Source organism: Bacillus sp. CH_70, from assembly GCF_038007045.1.
GTDB lineage: Bacteria > Bacillota > Bacilli > Bacillales > Bacillaceae_G > Bacillus_A > Bacillus_A cereus.
In genome coordinates this window covers 4,635,020-4,655,182 of sequence record NZ_JBBOWL010000001.1, presented here as the reverse complement: position 1 = coordinate 4,655,182, position 20,163 = coordinate 4,635,020, and the positions used below count along the sequence as shown (strand labels likewise).

Sequence of the window (20,163 nt, the reverse complement as noted above, 5' to 3'; positions counted from 1 at the left end):
AAATATACAAGGAGGTAGTTGTAATGGCTATTGAATGGGTAAAAGAAGGCAATTACGAAGATATTATTTATTCAACATACAATGGTATCGCAAAGATTTCGATTAACCGTCCTGAAGTACATAACGCATTCCGTCCAAAAACGGTAATGGAGTTAATCGATGCTTTTGCACAAGCTCGTGATGATGCAAATGTTGGCGTTATCATTTTAACAGGTGAAGGTGGACGTGCATTCTGTTCTGGCGGCGACCAAAAAGTTCGCGGTCATGGTGGATATGTAGGTGACGACCAAATCCCTCGTCTAAACGTATTAGACTTACAACGTCTAATTCGCGCAATTCCTAAACCAGTTATCGCAATGGTAGCAGGTTATGCAATCGGCGGTGGACACGTACTTCATATCGTATGTGACTTAACAATCGCTGCAGACAACGCTGTATTCGGACAAACAGGTCCTAAAGTAGGAAGCTTTGACGGTGGATACGGAGCTGGTTACCTAGCTCGTATGGTAGGCCACAAGAAAGCTCGTGAAATTTGGTACCTATGCCGTCAATACAATGCACAAGAAGCGCTTGATATGGGCTTAGTAAACACAGTAGTACCATTAGAAGAGCTTGAAGCAGAAACAGTACAATGGGCACAAGAAATTTTAGCAAACAGCCCAATGGCACTTCGTTTCCTAAAAGCTGCATTCAACGCAGACACGGACGGTCTAGCTGGTATTCAACAACTAGCTGGAGATGCAACGTTATTGTACTACACAACTGACGAAGCAAAAGAAGGTCGCGACGCATTCAAAGAAAAACGCAGTCCGGACTTCGGTCAATTCCCTCGTTTCCCGTGATGAAAGCGGAGCCGACTGTTTAGCCCCGTTGGCTAAGGTTCTTTCGCACAGAAAGTGTTTTTTACGTTCTCGTGCGGAAGGTTCTTAGACGGAAGGGTCTAGGAGGCGTAGCTAGATGAGATTAAACCGGAAACAAAACAACTAAGAGACTTGATATCATATCAAGTCTCTTTCTTTCATGAAAGGAGAATGAATGATGGAGACGATGCCAAATTGGTTAATGCAACGTGCATTTTTAACACCAGATCGCACTGCAATTGAAATAGAGGAAGAGAAAGTTACTTTTATGGAGCTACATGAAAAAGTAGTATCTGTTTGTGAACACCTCACGCATGTTGGAGTGGAGCGAGGGCAAAAGGTGGCTGTTCTGATGAAAAATGGTATGGAGATGATTACAGTTATTCACGCCCTATCTTATGTAGGTGCAGTAGCTGTGCTTTTAAATACGCGTCTTTCAAGAGAAGAGCTACTTTGGCAAATGGATGATGCTGAAGTTGTTTGTTTAGTAACGGATCAAGATTTTGATGCTAAAGATGTTCCTGTTTATTCATTCGCCGAAGTGATGAATGGACCAAAAGAGGAAGCCTCTATACAAGAAGAGTTTTCTTTAGAAGAAGCGATGACAATTATTTATACGTCTGGGACGACAGGCAAACCGAAAGGCGTTATTTTAACGTACGGCAATCATTGGGCAAGCGCAGTCGGTTCGTCGCTTAATTTAGGACTTCGTGATGATGATTGTTGGTTAGCCTGCATGCCGATGTTCCATGTTGGCGGGCTATCTCTTTTAATGAAAAACATTATGTACGGCATGCGTATTTTACTTGTTCCGAAATATGATGCTGATTTTATTCATAAAGCACTTCAAACGAGAGGAGTAACAATTATTTCTGTCGTTTCTAAAATGTTAACTGATTTATTAGAGCGACTTGGAGAAGGGACATATCCATCTTCTTTACGATGCATGTTACTTGGCGGAGGACCAGCGCCGAAACCGTTATTAGAAACATGTGTGGAAAAAGGAATCCCAGTGTATCAAACGTACGGTATGACAGAAACATCTTCGCAAATTTGTACGTTATCCGCAGATTACATGTTAACGAAAGTAGGATCAGCTGGAAAACCACTATTTCAGTGCCAACTTCGTATTGAAAAAGATGGCGTAGTAGTGCCACCATTTGCGGAAGGTGAGATTGTAGTAAAAGGACCGAACGTAACAGGCGGTTACTTTAACCGTGAAGATGCGACGCGAGAGACTATTCAAAACGGATGGCTTCATACTGGCGACCTCGGTTATTTAGACGAAGAAGGGTTTTTATACGTATTAGATCGCCGCAGTGATTTAATTATTTCTGGCGGAGAGAATATATATCCAGCTCAAATTGAAGAAGTGTTGCTTTCTCATCCGGCAGTAGCGGAAGCTGGTGTTGTCGGCATGGCTGACGATAAATGGGGACAAGTACCAGCTGCTTTTGTTGTGAAAAGTGGGGCGGTAACAGAAGAAGAAATTCTTCATTTTTGCGAGGAGAAATTAGCGAAATATAAAGTGCCGAAGAAAGCATGTTTCTTAGAGGAATTACCACGTAACGCTTCGAAAAAATTGTTAAGACGAGAGTTAAGACAATTAGTGGAGGAGATGTAGGTGGAGATAAAAAAAGCGACACTTCATATAACGGAAATGCCACTCGTCATCCCGTTTGCTGCAAGCTACGGGACTTACGAAAAGCGTGAGAGTATCGTTATTGAATTAGAGGATACGGACGGGTACATCGGATTTGGGGAAGTCGTTGCATTCTCTGAACCGTGGTATACGGAAGAAACGGTGAAGACAGCGCTGCATGTACTGCAAGACTTTTTAATACCTGATTTATTAAAGGCTGAAATTTCTCATCCGAATGAGGTACCGGGTCTATTTCAACATATAAAAAGAAACCGAATGGCAAAAGCCGGAATAGAGGGGGCTGTTTGGGGTTTATATGCGAAGCGTCAAAAGAAATCGCTAGCGACAGTACTTGGCGGAACTAGTCATGAAATTGAAGTCGGCGTTGTAATTGGCCTTAATACGATTCCAGTTATGTTAAAACAAATCGAGAAGTACGCGGAAGAAGGATACGAGCGTTTTAAAGTGAAAATAAAGCCAGAGCATGATTATGAGTTATTAAAAGAAATTCGAAAAGAGTTTCCGCATATCCCGCTAATGGCTGATGCAAATTCAGCATATACATTAGCGGATACAGAGAGGCTGAAACGACTAGATGAATTCCAATTAATGATGATTGAACAACCGTTAGCGGATTACGATTTTCTTGATCACGCGGAGTTGCAAAAGAAAATTGAAACGCCGATTTGTTTAGATGAAAGTATTCATGGTTTAGAAGACGCACGCGTTGCGATTACGCTTGGTAGTTGCCGCATCGTTAACATTAAGCCAGGGCGAGTGGGCGGATTAACAGAGTCGGTTCAAATTCATAATTATTGTATGGAACATAACATACCCGTTTGGTGCGGTGGTATGGTGGAGATGGGGATTTCACGAGCGCAAAATGTTGCTCTTGCTTCATTGCCGAACTTTACGATTCCAGGCGATATATCCGCTTCTAGCAGACATTGGGAGAAGGATATTATTTCGCCGGAAGTGATGCTTGAGAGCGGGAAAGTGATTGTACCACAAAGCGTTGATACTGAGTATGAAGTAGACCGCGGAAGGCTGGCGGAAATCACGAAGCAGCGGATTGTTTTTGAACGGTAAATGGAAGTTGCGTTAGGATGCCCGCAAGTAGCGAGAGGATTTTGTCGTTCATTGTCGGTAAGTCAATATAATTGGAAAATCGCTGATATAATTTTATTTACCAAGGTTACTTTAACGAGTAGCCTTTTCGTATTGTACAAATTGGATAGACTAGTTTACAATCGAGCGTATAAAAATGGAATGGAAAAGGGGGAGTAAAATGAAGCGCATTTCAATTTTAATAGCTGATGATGAGGCGGAAATTGCTGACTTAATTGAGATACATTTAGAAAAAGAAGGGTACCATGTTGTGAAAGCAGCGGATGGGGAAGAGGCGGTTCATATTATTGAAACGCAGCCAATCGATTTGGTAGTTTTAGATATTATGATGCCGAAAATGGATGGTTATGAGGTGACGCGTCAAATTCGCGCGAAACATCATATGCCAATTATTTTTTTAAGCGCGAAAACTTCGGACTTTGATAAGGTGACAGGTCTTGTACTAGGTGCGGATGATTATATGACGAAGCCTTTCACACCGATAGAATTAGTTGCACGTGTAAATGCACAACTGCGTAGGTTTTTTACGTTAAATCAACCGAAAGTAGCGGAGAGTAAATCTGCTTTAGAAATAGGCGGAGTCGTAATTAATCCTGAGCGCAGGACGGTTGATGTGTATGGTGAGCAAATTGAATTAACGCCGAAAGAGTTCGATATTTTATATTTATTAGCGAGTCATCCGAAGAAAGTATACAATGTGGAAAATATTTTTCAGCACGTATGGGCGGATGATTATTATGAAGGTGGAAATACAGTAATGGTACATATTCGTACTTTGCGGAAGAAACTTGGAGAAGATAAAAGAAAGGATAAATTAATAAAAACAGTGTGGGGAGTAGGTTATACTTTCAATGGCTAATATGATGAAAAGTTTTCGATTTAAAATGATTGCCTTATTTGCGTTAAGTATGGTGCTTGCAGCAACTGTAACTTATATAATTTATAAAGGATTGCAGTTGTATTATAAAACGATGGTTCGCTACGAAGAGCCTTTAGCACAATTTAGGTCAATGGTAAGGGAATTTGGAGACATTAACTTCTTTTTAATTTTCTTTATTCCGTTATCTATTATCTTTTTCTTCTTTTTGACAAAACCGTATTTAAAATACTTTGATGAAATTTCTAATGGGATTCATCATCTTGCGAACGGTAACTTTACGAATAAAGTTCAAGTTTCATCAAATGATGAGTTTGGAAATATCGCGCGTGAAATAAATGTTGCAAGTGAAAAGTTAAAAGAAGCTGTTGAAAGAGGAGATTTTGCAGAAAGTAGTAAAGATCAGCTTGTTGTGAATTTAGCTCATGATTTAAGAACACCGTTAACATCCGTGTTAGGATATTTAGATTTAATTCTTAAAGATGAAAATTTAACAAAAGAACAAATTAAACATTTCTCCACAATTGCATATACAAAATCGCAAAGACTGGAAAGTTTAATTGATGAGCTATTTGAAATTACACGTATGAATTATGGCATGCTAAAGCTGGATAAAAAGCCGATTGATATAAGTGAGTTGCTTATACAGTTAGAGGAGGAATTGTATCCGTTATTAGAAAAACATCATTTAGAAGCTAGATTGAACGTGGCTCCTCATTTACCGATGCACGGTGATGGAAAATTGTTAGCTAGAGTATTTGAAAACTTATTAACAAATGCCGTTCGTTACGGGTATGATGGGCAATTTGTTGATATGAATGGATATGTTGATAATGGAGAAGTTGTCGTACAAATTATGAATTACGGAGATAGCATTCCGGAAGAAGATTTACCGTATCTTTTTGATATGTTCTATACAGGTGATAAAGCAAGAACTGAGAACCGTGGCGGGACTGGCCTAGGACTATTTATTGCGAAAAATATTGTCGAGCAACATAACGGTACGATTTCTGCTGAGAGCAATGTAGTTAGAACGCTATTTGAAGTACGATTGCCAAAAGACGAGAATGTAACAATTTAATAAAAATTTAAACTTTACCCCACTTTTTATTTTAATAGTTTTTTCTATTCTATACGTAAGTTACGTTAAGGAGGAACTAGAAATGAAAAAGTGGGTATTTATTTCTTTTTTTATAGCATGCACAGTATGTGTAGGCGTTTATATATCACCGTTATTTCAAAAGGAAATCGATGTTAAAATTGTCGGGAAAGATGAGCTAGTAAAGGCGGCAAACACCGAGAGGAAAGAGATTACGAAGGAACAAATTTATAAGGGTGATTTATTATTAGTTAACAGGGATTATCCAGTAAAAAAAGATAGTATTAGGTCTGATATTATAAATGTAAATCATAATAGTGAATTAGTGAGAGGTTATGTAATATTTGATAGAAATCTTCGTTTATCAAAGGATGTTGTGAAAAAGTTTTTGAACGTAGTCGATGCGGCTGGAAAAGAAAGTGTTAACCATTTTTTGATTAGTAGTGGTTATAGAGATTTCCAAGAGCAAAAACAGCTATATGAAAAAATGGGATCTGATTATGCACTTCCAGCAGGATACAGTGAACATAATTTAGGATTATCACTGGACATTGGGTCTACTCAAAAGAAAATGGAGAAAGCGCCTGAAGGAAAATGGATTGAAGAGAACGTATGGAAGCATGGCTTTGTATTACGTTATCCGAAAAATAAAAGTAACATTACTGGAATTCAATATGAGCCATGGCATATCCGTTATGTCGGCCTACCTCATAGCGCAATTATGCAAAAAAAGAATTTTACACTAGAGGAATATTTAGAGTTTTTAAAAGAGGAAAAAGAGGTTTCAACTGAAGTAGAAGGTAAGAAATATACTGTTTCTTATTATAAAGTTTCTGAGAATACGAAAGTGAACGTTCCAGCAAACAAGCAGTATGAAATTTCCGGGAACAATATGGATGGGGTTATTGTGACGATTCAGGAATAGAGAAAAAGGCTGTGCCATTTGGGACAGCCTTTTCTTATATAAGAAAGGAAGTGACGTTTTTTGTCGGTAAATCGATATTCTTTGTCGAATCGTTAATATATTATAAGTTATGATAGATATAATTGAAAAATCGTTGATATATTGTAAGTTATGATAGATATATTCAAAAAATCGTTGATATAATTTCCTATACTATTAGCATTTTGGAGGAGCATCTTTTTATGTATTTTTAAACATTATAACGTTATATTTACTTCTCCCTTTTTTTGTGTTACGCTAAACGTGTGAAAGAGATATAAAATGAAACTTTAATGTAAGCGTATTCTTATGGCTTCTTATAGAAAAGGGTGGAAATACAATGACAGAACGATTCGTACTACGTAATGTGAAACGTGTGAACGGGGAAGAGATTGACATTGTAATTGAAAATAATAAAATCGCACAGGTGACAAAAGCTGGTGCTGGTGAGGGTGGAAAGGTTCTTGATTACGCAGGTACTTACGTATCAAGTGGCTGGATTGATTTGCACGTTCATGCTTTTCCAGAGTTTGATCCGTATGGCGATGAGGTGGATGAAATTGGCGTTAAGCAAGGGGTAACGACAATTGTTGATGCGGGTAGTTGCGGTGCTGATCGCATTGCAGATTTAGTAAAAAGTAGAGAGCAGGCAAAGACAAATTTATTTGCCTTTTTAAATATTTCTCGCATCGGTTTGAAACGAATTGATGAATTATCCAATATGGAATGGATAGATAAAGAGAAAGCGATAGAAGCAGTAGAAAAGTATAAAGATGTAATCGTTGGGTTAAAGGCGAGAATGAGTAAAAGTGTCGTTTGTGATAGTGGAATTGAACCGCTGCATGTAGCGCGCGCTTTATCCCATGAAACATCATTACCGATTATGGTACATATCGGTTCAGCGCCTCCCCGTATAGAGGAAGTTGTACCTCTTTTAGAAAAAGATGATGTCATTACACATTATTTAAACGGGAAAGAAAATAATTTATTTGATGAAGAAGGGAAACCGCTACCTGTGTTGTTAGCTGCGGTGAATCGCGGCGTGCATTTAGATGTTGGTCACGGTAATGCTAGCTTTTCTTTTAAAGTAGCAGAAGCGGCGAAGCGTCACGATATTGCCTTTAATACAATTAGTACGGATATTTACCGGAAGAATCGTATACATGGTCCAGTGTATAGTATGGCTCACGTTCTTTCGAAATTCCTTTACTTAGGTTATCCGCTAGAAGAAGTGATTGATGCGGTTACGAAAAATGCGGCAGAGTGGCTTAAGAAACCAGAGCTTGGCCGTATTCAAGAAGGAGATATTGCAAACTTAACTTTATTTACGGTTAAAGATGAGAAGGTTACGTTAATTGATTCAGAAGGGGATCAGCGCATTGCTGAAAAAAGAATTGATACGAAAGGGGTTGTAATTAATGGGTCATTCATTGAATGCTAAGTACGGATTAAAAAGAGTAATTAATGCGAGCGGTAGAATGAGTATTTTAGGTGTATCTGCTCCTACAGATACGGTAATGGATGCGATGAAACATGGTGGACAAAATTATGTGGAAATTGCAGATTTAGTAGATAAAGCAGGAGACCATATTGCGAGAATTCTAGATTCAGAGGCAGCGGTCGTTGTGAATTCAGCCTCGAGCGGAATTGCGCTTTCTATCGCTGGTATCGTTACAGAAGGAAATCGCCGTAAAAGTGAAAGACTTCATCAAGAAGTAATCGCGAAAAACGAAGTGATTATGTTAAAAGGTCATAACGTTCAATACGGTGCTCCTGTTGAAACGATGATTTACTTAGGTGGAGGAAAACTCGTTGAAGTTGGCTACGCAAATGAAGGGAAAGCAGAACATATTGAAGATGCGATTGGCGAAAATACAGCAGCAATTCTTTATGTGAAATCACATCATGCAGTGCAAAAAAATATGATTTCTGTTGAAGAAGCGTGGGAAGTAGCACAGCGAAATAATATCCCGCTTATCGTCGATGCGGCGGCTGAAGAGGATATTCAAAAATACGTGAAGTATGCAGACCTTGCCATTTATAGCGGTTCAAAGGCAATTGAAGGACCTACTTCTGGTATTGTGGGCGGGAAACGAAAATATATTGAATGGCTGAAAGTGCAATTACATTGTATCGGAAGAAGTATGAAAGTGGGGAAAGAAACAACTTTCGGTTTACTTCAAGCGCTTGATGAGTACGGAGTAAAAGAAGATAAAAGTGAGCAAGAAAAAGAGTTATTACAAGTACTTATGCCGCTGAAAGAATTAAACGGTATAAATGTAACGATCGTTCAAGATGAAGCAGGAAGAGCAATCTTTAGAGCACGTATTCATATTAACGAGAAAGAGTTAAATAAATCGGCAAAAGACGTTGTGACTGCATTACGCGACGGGGAAATCGCAATTTACACACGTGATTACGGAGTAAGACAAGGATTCTTTGATATCGATCCACGTCCACTTCAAGGTGATGACATACATGTAATTGAAGAAAAATTGAGAGAAATTGTAGGGGGAAACTAAAATGACAAATATTCAAAAACGTTTTTATAAAGGCCGCGTAGCATTAAATGTATTAGCGAACAATATCCAAAATGCGAAAGATATTTTTGAAGCAGCAGAAGGTTATGTAGTAGTAGGAGTGTTATCAAAAGACTACCCAACAGTAGAAGAAGCAGTTACAGCGATGAAAGCATACGGAAAAGAAATTGATAACGCTGTATCAATCGGACTAGGCGCAGGAGATAATCGCCAAGCAGCAGTTGTAGCTGAAATTGCGAAGCATTATCCTGGTAGCCATATTAACCAAGTGTTTCCTTCAGTTGGAGCGACACGTGCAAATCTTGGCGAAAAAGATAGCTGGATTAATAGTTTAGTATCGCCAACAGGAAAAGTAGGTTACGTAAATATTTCTACTGGCCCAATTAGTGCGGCTGGAGAAGAAAAAGCAATCGTTCCAATTAAAACAGCGATCGCACTTGTACGTGATATGGGCGGAAATTCATTGAAATACTTCCCAATGAAAGGGCTAGCTCACGAAGAAGAATATCGCGCAGTTGCGAAAGCTTGTGCAGAAGAAGGATTCGCATTAGAGCCAACAGGTGGAATTGATAAAGAAAACTTTGAAACAATTGTACGTATTGCGCTTGAGGCAAATGTAGAGCAAGTTATCCCGCACGTATACTCTTCTATTATTGATAAAGAAACTGGTAATACGAAAGTAGAAGATGTTCGTGAATTATTAGCAGTCGTGAAAAAGCTAGTTGATCAATATGCGTAAGAAAATTGCAGCGTTCGGCGAAGTAATGATGCGCCTGCAAGTACCTGGATATGAATTGTTGTCGCAAGCTAACACGTTAAATTACTCATTTTCAGGTACAGGTGTGAACGTTGTAGCGGCACTTTCTCACTTAGGGCATGAAGGGCTTCTTATTTCAACTTTACCGGAAAATTCGGTTGGAGATGCAGCTGTATCTTACATTCAAAAGTTAGGGATTCAAACTTCTCTTGTTTCAAGAGGCGGTAAATATGTAGGTATGTATTTTTTAGAAAATGGATTCGGTGCACGTGCAAGCCGCGTTACATATTCGAATCGATTAGAAAGTAGCTTCAATACGGCATGTGAAGAAATGTATAAATTTGAAGAAATCGCAAAGGAAATTGATATCGTTCATTTTTGCGGTATTACACTTGCGATGAATGATACGGTGCGTCATCATATGAAATCTTTAGCGAGAGCAGTTAAAGAAAACGGAGGAACCGTCGTTTTTGATTGTAATTATCGTCCCTCACTTTGGGGAGAAGACGGATATGAACAGGCAAAACCGCATTATGAAGAAATGCTAGGACTTGCTAATATTGTTATGATGAATGAAAAAGATGCGATGTTCGTTCTTGGGATGAAAACAGAAGAGACGGAGCGTGAGGCGCAGCTGCTGGATCTCATTCCAAAGGTAGCTGAAACGTATCATATCGCTACAATCGCTGGTACTCATCGCTCTATTAACAGTGATAATACACATTCGCTTCGCGGGTTTATATGTAAAAATGATTCGTTCACTTTTGCAAAAACACTTACGTTTTCTGTATATGATAGAATAGGTGCTGGAGATGCTTATACGAGCGGAATTATTCATGGCGAGATAAAAGAGTTTGCACCAGAGAAAGCTGTTTCATTTGCGTCAGCAGCTGGAATGCTAGCACATACAATCGTCGGTGATACGCCAATGTCATCAGAGAAAGATATACTTCGGGCGATGACGGCATCAGTAGGTGATGTAGAAAGGTAGTGGGTGTAACAGTGAACGTAACGAGGAAAAAAGGACCATTATATTTACAAATAAAAAATATTATTCGTGATCGAATATTGCATGGCGTATATGCGATTCATACGAATATTCCTTCAGAACCGCAATTAGAAGAAGAGTTCAAAGTTAGTAAGATTACAGTGCGTAATGCGATTAAAGAACTCGCTCAAGAAGGATATTTGGAAAAGAAGAGCGGCAAAGGAACGAAAGTGATTCGTAATACTTCTGCGACAAAACTGTCAAAGGGTAAGAAATTTACAGAAGTATTAGTGGAAGAAGGATATAAAGTACAGAAGAAATTGCTAAAAGCAGAAGTCGTTCATAATGAAGAAGGAACAGTGCCATTTCGATTATTCGGCAAAGAGAGTTTCCGTATCGAACGTTTATATACGTTAAATGATGCACCGTACATTCATTATACGCACTATTTCTCAGCTCGAATGGCAAGTACAGATTTATCGGACTTTGATTTACAATCGCTTTATGATTTAGTTGAAGACCGAGGTATACATTTAGAAAACTTCAGAGATGAATTCGCGGTTGGGCTTGCACCTAATTTCGTTGCAGAAGCGCTAGGTGAAAAAGAGGGAACAGCGCTATTAAAACGCATGCGCTATTCTTACGATGAAGTTGGCGAAGTAATTGAATATAGCGAAGGCTACTACAATACAGAAATGCAGCATTATGTAGTGAATTATGACGTATAAAAAAGAGGGGATTTTCCCTCTTTTTTTATAAAGTAAGGAGAATGGGAGATGGATATATACTTATTAATCGTCACGTTACTTGCAATTGCGATTGTTATTTTAGGGGTATCATGGTGGAAATGGCATGCATTTATTAGTTTAACAGTTGCGAGTTTGTTTTTAGCTATCATGTCTGGACTGAACTTAACGAAAATAGTGACTGCCTATGAAACTGGTGTTGGTAGTGTACTAGGGCATTTAGTTGGTATTTTAGCTCTCGGAACAATTTTAGGGAAAATGATGTCCGATTCAGGGGCCGGCATGCAAGTGGCAGATTTCTTTATTCGATTTTTCGGTGTAAAGAAACTACCTTGGGCTATGTTATTTGCAGGATTTGTTATAGGGATTCCAGTGTTTTTTGAAGTGGGGATCGTCATTTTATTACCACTTGTTATTTCCATTCGAAAAACGACGAAGCAAAATATATTATTAATTGCGTTACCTGTCATTGCAGGATTATCTATTGTTCACGGGCTCGTGCCTCCGCATCCAGGGGCGATGACAGCAATCGGTATTTATAACGCGAACTTAGGAAAGGTACTTTTATATTCATTAATTATCGCGTTACCAACAGCCATTATCGCAGGACCGATATTTGCAAAGTGGGTACATAAAAGGGTGATACCTGAAAATGAACCAGAGCTTATTCGGGTTACGACTGTCTCAACTGATTTGCCAAGTCGTAAAGTTTCATTCTTTATTATTTTACTACCAGTTGTATTGATGATTTTATCAGTAGTTGCACCATATATTTCATTACCGAAAAAAATGACTGAATTTTTCGTGTTTATAGGAAGTCCAGTAATCGCCTTACTTATTTCATGTTTCGCAGCATTTTATTTACTTGGTATCAAACAAGGTATTAATAAAAAGATGATTAAAAAATTAACAGATGAAAGTTTATTGCCTGTCGGTTCTATTATTTTAATAATTGGTGCAGGCGGTGGATTTAAACAAATATTAATTGAAAGCGGCGTTGGAACAGCTATTGCACAAATGGCAGAACATATTTCGTTATCACCAATCGTATTAGCTTTCATGGTAGCTGGTTTAATTCGAATTGCAACAGGTTCAGCTACAGTAGCATTAACGACAGCAGCAGGGATTGTTTCACCAGTTATTCAGCACATGTCTGGTGTGAATTTAGAGCTTCTCGTTATTGCAACCGGTGCAGGTTCATTAATGTTTTCTCACGTAAATGATGCAGGGTTCTGGCTTGTAAAAGAGTATTTAGGTTTGACGGTGAAGGAAACGTTTAAAACGTGGACGGTACTCGAGACATTATTATCATTTATTGCATTTGGTTTTGCTCTTTTGTTGAATATGTTTCTTTAAAGGATACCTGAATAGGTATCTTTTTTTTGATTAAGCCCAATTCCTAAAACAAGCCCGTTTTTAGGTAAGCCAAGCTTCCTATTCGCCCTGAAAACATAATATAAATGGAATCCCCTCATTTAGAGCAAGGTGAACTTGTTATGAATGATACTAAAGGAGGAATAGGGTAATGAGCGAAAAGTGTGAACACAGACATGATGATTGTAACCGCAGACATGGTTGCGGAGGCGGTTTTGCGCTTCTAATTGTATTGTTTATTTTATTAATTATCATCGGTGCTAGCTGCTTCGGCGGAGGCGGCGGTTGTGGCTATGGTGGTTACGGCGGTTACGCAGGCGGCTACGGTGGATATTGCTGCTAATTATTAAAAACTATTGAAAATAGCCTTGTGCATATTGCACAAGGCTATTTTATTCATATTTTTATATGCTGTGATAATTTATTAATGTACAGAGAACGGATTAAGAAGAAGAAAATAATCTCGATAATCCCGAAAAAGGTGAGTACGATACATGTCTCTTTTAGTAAGGAGAAAGAAAACATACTTTGTAAAAACTTAACCGCAAATAATGTGTGAACACCAGCAACGATGTAAGGAACGAAAAATAAAATTCCTAATTGAATCGTTGCAGAGCGAAACATTTCTGATTCAGTTAAGCCAAGCTTTGTAATCGTAATATACTTTTGTCTTTCAGTTGTTAAGTCATTATACATACGGAAATATAAAACACTAGCTGCTCCGATAAAGAAAATAAAGCCGAGAAATGCCCAAATAAAGAATTGAGCGACTGCATTTCCTTTACTATGAACGAGTTCATCCGTAGCTGTATAAATATAAAATGGTTTAATGAAATCTTCTTCATTTTTATGTGCTTCATACAAGGTTTCTGCATCGTGATCTAAGCTTTTTAATATATTTTTTGTTGGGACAATTGCATTTTCCCAATTTTCCACGAAGTAGTTATAGACTGTAATTGTTTCAATATGAGGAATCATATTTTCAATTACTTCATCTTGCATCACAATTAAGTGAGGTAATGCAAAGGGAGGCTCAATTCCTCTATTAATAAAACCTTTAATTTGAAATTCCTTTTTATTAGAGCCAAGTGTAATTGTGTTCTGCTTCGCAAATGGGTTAGACACGAGATTTAATAACGCTGGTGAATAGCGAGAAATATTATAAACTTGTGAAGAATCGAGAGTGATTTTTGGTCTGTTTAATTGCTGTGCTATTGCGTTATAATCACTCATTTTCATAATGGCAATTGATTCTTTTAAAGCTGTATCTTTTAAAACGGTAAACTTATATTTGTCATATTGAAAATTAGCATTTGTAAGTTCAGTTTCAATCGTAGTAATATGCTTTTGTTCAAATGCATTAACACCTTCTGATGTATAGGTGAATGGTATTGGATATCGTTCTAGTATGGGTGCTTTCGTATTATTGTTTGCAGCAAATAACCCGATAATAATTGTAAATGCAAGTGCAGATAGCATAGAAACAATAAAGAGTACATTAATATTACTGCGTGTACGAGAAACTAAATCTGAAATCCATAACATATTTATTTGTTTTAAGTAAAACTTTCTTCGTTTCTTTAAAATATAGATAAAGAGAAGAAATGTTTGTGAAAAAAATAAATACGTCCCAATCACTACAAGCGGTAAAATAGATAGCATAATTAAGAATACAGATCCATTTTGTGCATTTTTTTCCGTTATGTAGCCTTGCGGATAACCGGCAATATAATAACATAGTCCTAAACAAGTTAAAGCAAATAGTGAAATGAGTATAGATGGTTTTTTCTCGCTCTTCTCTTTGTTAACGCCCTTAATAAGCTTCGTTGTTTTTCGAGTACGAATAAACATCGGTGTGAATGTAGAAACGATTAAAAATAAAATGATAAATGTTACGGTTGTAACGATAATCGCTTCTGTTGGCCAATATAAATATAGACCTTTCGAACTGGTTAATTTCGAAGTGACTAATAAGAAAAAGTTAGAAAATACAAGGCCACCTTGTATCCCGATAAAGATAGATAATATCCCGATTATCATGTTTTCAGTAAATAACAATTTTTTTAATTGTCTCTGTGAGATACCGAGAATCGTAAGTATCCCGAATTGTTGCTTCCGTACATTTAAAAATGTACCGATTGAATATAAGAGAAAGAAGAACGAGAACATAACGATAACAAACTGCGCTGTACTAGCTAAATTCATTAGAGGATCCCGATCTTGAAAGCTTTGTACACTCTGTAAGCGTGGATGATACGCGTATACAGTAAATGAAAAGAAAACCATGATAGAAAACGCACTACTTACAAAGTAGGCGAAATATGCTTTTGAATTACGTGAGACATTTTTAAATGCGAATTGCCAAAACGTCATCCACGTCTTCCTCCTAATAAGGCTAGAACATCTAATATTTCTTGATAAAACTTCTCGCGATATAATCCGCGGTGCAGTTCATTGTAAAGCTCTCCATCTTTAATGAAAATAACACGGTTACAATAACTTGCTGCAAACGGATCGTGCGTAACCATTAAAATCGTTGCATCTTCTTCTTTGTTTAATTTCGTAAATAACTCCATTACATCAATAGCGGCTTTTGAATCCAGGTTCCCTGTCGGTTCATCGGCTAGTAAGAGAGAAGGGTGATGAATAACAGCGCGTGCTACTGCAGTACGCTGTGCTTGTCCTCCAGAAACTTCAAAAATACGTTTGTCCAAAATATGATCAATTCCAAGCTTTTTTGAAATGTTATCAAGCTTTTCATCCATCTCTTTTAATGGAACATTATCTAATGTTAAAGGTAGTACGATATTTTCACCGATTGTTAGTGTATCTAGTAGGTTAAAGTTTTGGAAAACAAATCCTAACTCTTGGCGGCGGAAAATAGCTAACTTCTCTCTACGAAATGTGTGTGGTTTTTTTCCGTTAATAACGACGTCACCAGAAGTAGGAGAATCAATTGTAGAAATAACGTTTAAAAATGTAGATTTCCCGCTACCAGATGGCCCCATAATGGCAACGAATTCCCCTTTATCTACGTGTAAATTTATATTTTTTAAAGCAGTATGAGGGACTTTTCCCTCATATACTTTTGAGACGTTTTTTATGTGTAATACTTCTTCCATAGTAATCACCTTTCTACTTTTAAAACTTAATATGTTGTGATAATTTTTGCATATAAAAGGAACGAATTAAAAGGAAAAATAAAATTTCAACTGTTCCAAAAATCAACAGTACGACTGTAATCTCAGCGAAGAACGAGAGATGTAAAACTTCTTGTAGCATCTTTGTCGCAAACATCGTATGGATTGATGCCATAATGTAAGGCACGAAGAAAAGAATCGCAAGCTGAATTGTCGCTGAACGTTTCATTTCAGTTTCAGTTAAGCCAATTTTCGTAATCGTTATATATTTTTCTTGCTCATTTGTTAAATCTGTATACATTCGGAAGTAAAGAACACTACCAGCACCGATAAAGAAAATAACACCTAAGAAAGTACCAATTAAGAAGAACGAAGCGACATTTAGTTTTGTTGTGTATAGAGAATCGCTCGCTTCACTTGCATGGAACGGTGGATGCTCTGCTTGAATTGCTGCATTGTCGTTATTGATTTTTGTGATAAACGATGAACCGATATTATGTGCTTTTTCCCAATCTGTAACTTTGAAGTTATATACACTCATTTGTTTGGAAACTGTGGATAAGGATTCTACAGTTTCATCAGATAGTATGAGTAATTGGTATATTAAGCTGTTTGGGAATGGGCTATAACTTTTATATTCTTTCACTTGTAGTTGTAAATTGTTTTGAGTAAGTGTAAGAGTATTTTTCTTTTCTTCATTGTGAAGTGTTCCAATAACTTGATCATCTAAGTCTTTCATAAGAATATAAGATTCATTCTTATTTACCGTGAGTTTTTCCCAATTTAATGCTTTAGCAAGTACATTATAGTCACTTTGTTTAATTGCGTAATAGAGCTGCGTGTTATCTTCAGCTGAAGATACTTCATATATATCCGTTTTAAATTTCGTATAAGTAAAATGCTCTTCATTAAATTTCTGCTCTAACCAGTTTAAATGTTCATCAGCTAATGTATTTTCAGTATGTGATAAATACGTAAACGGGAAAGGGTTTTGTCTAATTGCATCAAACTTTGTAAATTTCCCAAAACCGTATAAGAATGTAATCATTGTAAAAGCGAGTGTTGATAGCATCGCTACAATAAAGAGCATGTTAATGTTTGTCCGAATGCGCGCTGCTAAATCCGAAATCCAAAGCATATTAATTCGTTTCATATAAAACGTTCTTCGCATTTTTAAAATACGAATAAGTAAAAAACTAATTTGTGAAAAGAAAAAGTATGTTCCAGCTGCAATAAGCGATGGAATAACAAATATACTAGAGACGGCATATAAAAGCCCAATGGTATCGCCTAACGACATAAAATATAATGGATTGGATTCTAATACATATCCAGTTATTAAACATGCCGCACCAAATAGAGAGATGAGCACGGATGCTTTTCTTTCTTTTTGTTGTTTTCCTTCTTTTAAAAGACGTACGGCTTTTCTCGTGCGAATGAGCATCGGTGTAAAAGATGATACGAGAATGAAGAGCCCGAGAAAGATGATGATAGTTAAAACGATAGCACTTGTAGGCGGATATAAATATAAACCAGGTACGTGTGTAATTTTGGCGGTAACTAATAAAAAGAACTGTGAAAAGACAACTCCAAGTTGAATGCCAAAAAATATAGAAAGAGCACCAATTAACATATTTTCTATAAATATGAGCCGCTTTAATTGTTTTTGAGATATGCCAAGTACTGTTAAAATCCCGAACTGTTTTTTTCGTACTTTTAAAAACGTCCCGATTGAATACAGTAAAAAGAAAAATGAAAAGAACACAATGACAACTTCTGAAATTGTCATTAATATGTTCAGAGAATAATTCACGTCTGTCATATGCAATTTAGGATGAAATAAATAAACTGCAAATGAGAAAAAGATTGCGATGGAGAACGCACTGCTTACAAAATAGGCGAAATAAGCTCTGGCGTTCCGCGTCACGTTTTTAAATGCAAACTGCCAAAATGTCATTCACCTGAACCTCCTGATAGGGTGAAGATGAGAAGAGCATAAGAAATACTCTTTTCATCAAGTTTGTTTTAAATATTTTGTCCACTTGTGTATTGTGATAATTTTTGCATATAAAGTGAACGAATGAATACGAAAAATACGATTTCAACGAATCCAAAAATAATAAGAACGGCTGAAACTTCTTTGAACAGAGATAAACCAATTACATCTTGTAGCATTTTTGTTGCGAACATTGTATGAATGGATGCCATAATGTACGGAATGAAAAATAAAATACTAAGTTGAATGGTTGCAGATCGTTTCATCTCTGTATCTGTTACACCGATTTTAGAAATTGTTATATATTTCTCTTGTTCGTTCGTCAAATCCGTATACATTCTGAAGTAAAGAACGCTACTAGCTCCAATGAAGAAGATAACTCCTAAAAATGTCCCGATTAGGAAGAATGCAGCACTGCCTGATGTTATTCTATATAAAGAGTTTGCCGATTCAAAGTAGCGAATGAGAGGCCCTTCATATTGGAAATTATCTCGATCTTTTTGTACTTTTTTCATAAAATTATCAGCAATTTTATATGTCTGTTCCCAGTTTTGAATTTTGTAATTGTATGCTGATATATGCTTTACGGTGCTAGGTAAGTTATTTACGATAACATCAGGCAAAACTATCGTTTGATATGAAAAGCCAGATGGAATTGCATTCACATGCTCATAGCCTTTTACTCGTAATTTCGTATTTGTACTAGAGAGTGTAATGTAATCTCTTTTGTAGCTTTGCTCAAATTCGTTGAATATAGTGAAATAAGATGTCCCTGTTAACACAAATACTTCGTTATCATCCATAAATAGTTGTTTCATTCGTAAAGAATCTGCAAGTTTGTTATAGTCACTTTGCTTAATTGCGTATACGTCATTATAAATAGCTATATCTTTATCTTCTTTTAGTGGTGTTTCATATATATCAGCTTTTATTTTTTGATAAGGGAAATGCTCTTTTTGTAATTGTTGCTCAAGCCAATTTAAATGCTCTGTAACAAAAGGGTTCGCCTCATAAGAAAAATAAGAAATTGGGAAAGGAGAAGTTCTATTAACTTCTAGCTTAATAAATTTCCCGAATCCATATAGAAACGTAATCATTGTGAAAGCGATAGTAGATAGCATCGCTACAATAAAAAGCATATTAATATTCGTTCGAATACGGCTCGCTAAATCCGAAATCCAAAGCATATTAATCCGTTTCATATAAAACTTCCTTCTTTTCTTTAAAATATAAATAAGTAAGAAACTAATTTGTGAAAAGAAGAAATATGTTCCAATTGTAACAAGCGTTGGGATAACGAAAATACTTGAAACCATATATATAACACCGATTTGCGGGTTTACTGATACGAAATATTTAGGATTTCCAGCTAACGCATAACCACCAAATAAACAAATCGCACCAAATAATGAAACAAGTATGGATGGTTTTCTTTCTTTTTGTTTTCCACCATTTGTTTTTAAAAGGTGTACTGCTTTTTTTGTACGAATAAGCATTGGTGTGAATGCAGATACAATGATAAAAAGACTAAGGAAAACAATGGTTGTTAAAATAAACGCGTTAGTAGGCCCGTATAAATATATTCCTGGAACATGCGTAAGTTTGGCTGTTACTAATAAGAAAAATTGAGAAAAAACAACTCCAAACTGCATGCCGAAAAAGATAGATAAAATCCCGATTAACATATTCTCCATAAAAATAAGACGATGTAATTGTTTTCTCGATATTCCTAAAATGGTCAAAATACCAAATTGTTTTTTTCTAACTTTTAAAAAAGTACCAATGGAATATAGTAAAAAGAAGAAAGAGAAAAATACAATTACTACTTCTGAAAATATCATTAATGCTGAAATTTCAGAGGTCATGTCAAAGTTTTGTAATTTCGGATGGAATAAGTAAACAGCAAACGAAAAGAACACAGCAATGGAAAAGGAACTACTTACAAAGTAAGCAAAATAAGCTCTCGAGTTGCGCGTGACGTTTTTAAATGCAAATTGCCAAAATGTCATAGATTATACCTCCGGCTAGAAGATATAGAAGTAGTTGTATTGCAAAAAATGTATGAGAGTGAGT

Annotated in this window: 17 protein-coding genes; 13 read left to right on the top strand and 4 right to left on the bottom strand. The window is 36.7% G+C overall.

Annotation, left to right across the window (positions count from 1 at the left end):
- Positions 1–23: 23 nt before the first annotated feature.
- From menB to N2V79_RS23790, 13 genes are all read left to right on the top strand, one after another.
- Positions 24–842 carry a 1,4-dihydroxy-2-naphthoyl-CoA synthase gene (gene menB / locus N2V79_RS23850; RefSeq protein ID WP_000963881.1) on the top strand — a complete coding sequence of 273 codons (819 nt, stop codon included), beginning with the start codon at positions 24–26 and terminating at the stop codon, positions 840–842.
- A gap of 196 nt (positions 843–1,038) precedes the next feature.
- The gene (locus N2V79_RS23845; RefSeq protein WP_197242914.1) at positions 1,039–2,484 is read left to right on the top strand and encodes an o-succinylbenzoate--CoA ligase; all 1,446 of its coding nucleotides are present in this window, start codon (positions 1,039–1,041) and stop codon (positions 2,482–2,484) included.
- Positions 2,485–3,591, top strand: coding sequence for an o-succinylbenzoate synthase (menC, locus tag N2V79_RS23840; protein ID WP_197242913.1), 1,107 nt, complete (start codon positions 2,485–2,487; stop codon positions 3,589–3,591). It begins immediately after the preceding gene.
- Between the two features lie 199 nt (positions 3,592–3,790).
- Positions 3,791–4,489, top strand: a complete 699-nt coding sequence (locus N2V79_RS23835; RefSeq protein WP_000822510.1) for a response regulator transcription factor — start codon at positions 3,791–3,793, stop codon at positions 4,487–4,489.
- Complete coding sequence (locus N2V79_RS23830) at positions 4,482–5,588, top strand: sensor histidine kinase (protein ID WP_000002599.1); 1,107 nt, start codon at positions 4,482–4,484, stop codon at positions 5,586–5,588. The genes N2V79_RS23835 and N2V79_RS23830 overlap by 8 nt, the downstream gene beginning before the upstream one ends.
- Before the next feature lie 82 nt (positions 5,589–5,670).
- Positions 5,671–6,531 (top strand): M15 family metallopeptidase, encoded by an 861-nt coding sequence (locus N2V79_RS23825; protein ID WP_098680059.1) that lies wholly within the window; start codon positions 5,671–5,673, stop codon positions 6,529–6,531.
- Positions 6,532–6,889: 358 nt separating this feature from the next.
- Positions 6,890–7,990 carry an amidohydrolase/deacetylase family metallohydrolase gene (locus N2V79_RS23820; protein WP_340720266.1) on the top strand — a complete coding sequence of 367 codons (1,101 nt, stop codon included), beginning with the start codon at positions 6,890–6,892 and terminating at the stop codon, positions 7,988–7,990.
- Positions 7,968–9,071, top strand: a complete 1,104-nt coding sequence (locus N2V79_RS23815) for a DgaE family pyridoxal phosphate-dependent ammonia lyase (protein WP_197242905.1) — start codon at positions 7,968–7,970, stop codon at positions 9,069–9,071. The genes N2V79_RS23820 and N2V79_RS23815 overlap by 23 nt, the downstream gene beginning before the upstream one ends.
- 1 nt (position 9,072) lies before the next feature.
- Positions 9,073–9,828, top strand: a complete 756-nt coding sequence (gene dagF, locus N2V79_RS23810) for a 2-dehydro-3-deoxy-phosphogluconate aldolase (RefSeq protein WP_340720265.1) — start codon at positions 9,073–9,075, stop codon at positions 9,826–9,828.
- Positions 9,821–10,837: a sugar kinase gene (locus N2V79_RS23805; protein WP_340720264.1), complete on the top strand. Its 1,017-nt coding sequence runs from the start codon at positions 9,821–9,823 to the stop codon at positions 10,835–10,837. Before dagF ends, N2V79_RS23805 begins: the two co-directional genes overlap by 8 nt.
- Positions 10,837–11,562: a GntR family transcriptional regulator gene (locus N2V79_RS23800; protein WP_340720263.1), complete on the top strand. Its 726-nt coding sequence runs from the start codon at positions 10,837–10,839 to the stop codon at positions 11,560–11,562. Before N2V79_RS23805 ends, N2V79_RS23800 begins: the two co-directional genes overlap by 1 nt.
- 48 nt (positions 11,563–11,610) lie before the next feature.
- Positions 11,611–12,936, top strand: a complete 1,326-nt coding sequence (gntP, locus tag N2V79_RS23795) for a gluconate permease GntP (RefSeq protein ID WP_025686764.1) — start codon at positions 11,611–11,613, stop codon at positions 12,934–12,936.
- Between the two features lie 169 nt (positions 12,937–13,105).
- On the top strand, positions 13,106–13,297 hold the full coding sequence (locus tag N2V79_RS23790) for a YjcZ family sporulation protein (RefSeq protein WP_001290392.1): 192 nt from the start codon (positions 13,106–13,108) through the stop codon (positions 13,295–13,297).
- A 53-nt stretch (positions 13,298–13,350) separates the two neighbouring features.
- On the opposite strand, the gene N2V79_RS23785 is transcribed toward N2V79_RS23790, so the two are convergent.
- From N2V79_RS23785 to N2V79_RS23770, 4 genes are all read right to left on the bottom strand, one after another.
- Positions 13,351–15,327, bottom strand: a complete 1,977-nt coding sequence (locus N2V79_RS23785) for an ABC transporter permease (RefSeq protein ID WP_088024198.1) — start codon at positions 15,325–15,327, stop codon at positions 13,351–13,353.
- The gene (locus tag N2V79_RS23780) at positions 15,324–16,076 is read right to left on the bottom strand and encodes an ABC transporter ATP-binding protein (RefSeq protein WP_000393250.1); all 753 of its coding nucleotides are present in this window, start codon (positions 16,074–16,076) and stop codon (positions 15,324–15,326) included. Before N2V79_RS23780 ends, N2V79_RS23785 begins: the two co-directional genes overlap by 4 nt.
- Positions 16,077–16,095: 19 nt before the next feature.
- Positions 16,096–18,051: an ABC transporter permease gene (locus N2V79_RS23775; RefSeq protein WP_088024195.1), complete on the bottom strand. Its 1,956-nt coding sequence runs from the start codon at positions 18,049–18,051 to the stop codon at positions 16,096–16,098.
- 68 nt (positions 18,052–18,119) lie between these two features.
- Entirely contained in the window at positions 18,120–20,099 is a 1,980-nt protein-coding gene (locus N2V79_RS23770; RefSeq protein WP_340720262.1) for an ABC transporter permease, read from the bottom strand.
- Between the last annotated feature and the right edge of the window lie 64 nt (positions 20,100–20,163).

Coding starts and splice junctions, on each gene's coding strand:
- N2V79_RS23815 (WP_197242905.1), top strand. CDS start 7,968: ATGGGTCATTCATTGAATGCTAAGTACGGATTAAAAAGAGTAATTAAT.
- N2V79_RS23805 (WP_340720264.1), top strand. CDS start 9,821: ATGCGTAAGAAAATTGCAGCGTTCGGCGAAGTAATGATGCGCCTGCAA.
- N2V79_RS23775 (WP_088024195.1), bottom strand. CDS start 18,051: ATGACATTTTGGCAGTTTGCATTTAAAAACGTGACGCGGAACGCCAGA.
- N2V79_RS23845 (WP_197242914.1), top strand. CDS start 1,039: ATGGAGACGATGCCAAATTGGTTAATGCAACGTGCATTTTTAACACCA.
- N2V79_RS23835 (WP_000822510.1), top strand. CDS start 3,791: ATGAAGCGCATTTCAATTTTAATAGCTGATGATGAGGCGGAAATTGCT.
- N2V79_RS23830 (WP_000002599.1), top strand. CDS start 4,482: ATGGCTAATATGATGAAAAGTTTTCGATTTAAAATGATTGCCTTATTT.
- N2V79_RS23790 (WP_001290392.1), top strand. CDS start 13,106: ATGAGCGAAAAGTGTGAACACAGACATGATGATTGTAACCGCAGACAT.
- N2V79_RS23780 (WP_000393250.1), bottom strand. CDS start 16,076: ATGGAAGAAGTATTACACATAAAAAACGTCTCAAAAGTATATGAGGGA.
- N2V79_RS23770 (WP_340720262.1), bottom strand. CDS start 20,099: ATGACATTTTGGCAATTTGCATTTAAAAACGTCACGCGCAACTCGAGA.
- dagF (WP_340720265.1), top strand. CDS start 9,073: ATGACAAATATTCAAAAACGTTTTTATAAAGGCCGCGTAGCATTAAAT.
- N2V79_RS23825 (WP_098680059.1), top strand. CDS start 5,671: ATGAAAAAGTGGGTATTTATTTCTTTTTTTATAGCATGCACAGTATGT.
- gntP (WP_025686764.1), top strand. CDS start 11,611: ATGGATATATACTTATTAATCGTCACGTTACTTGCAATTGCGATTGTT.
- menB (WP_000963881.1), top strand. CDS start 24: ATGGCTATTGAATGGGTAAAAGAAGGCAATTACGAAGATATTATTTAT.
- N2V79_RS23820 (WP_340720266.1), top strand. CDS start 6,890: ATGACAGAACGATTCGTACTACGTAATGTGAAACGTGTGAACGGGGAA.
- N2V79_RS23785 (WP_088024198.1), bottom strand. CDS start 15,327: ATGACGTTTTGGCAATTCGCATTTAAAAATGTCTCACGTAATTCAAAA.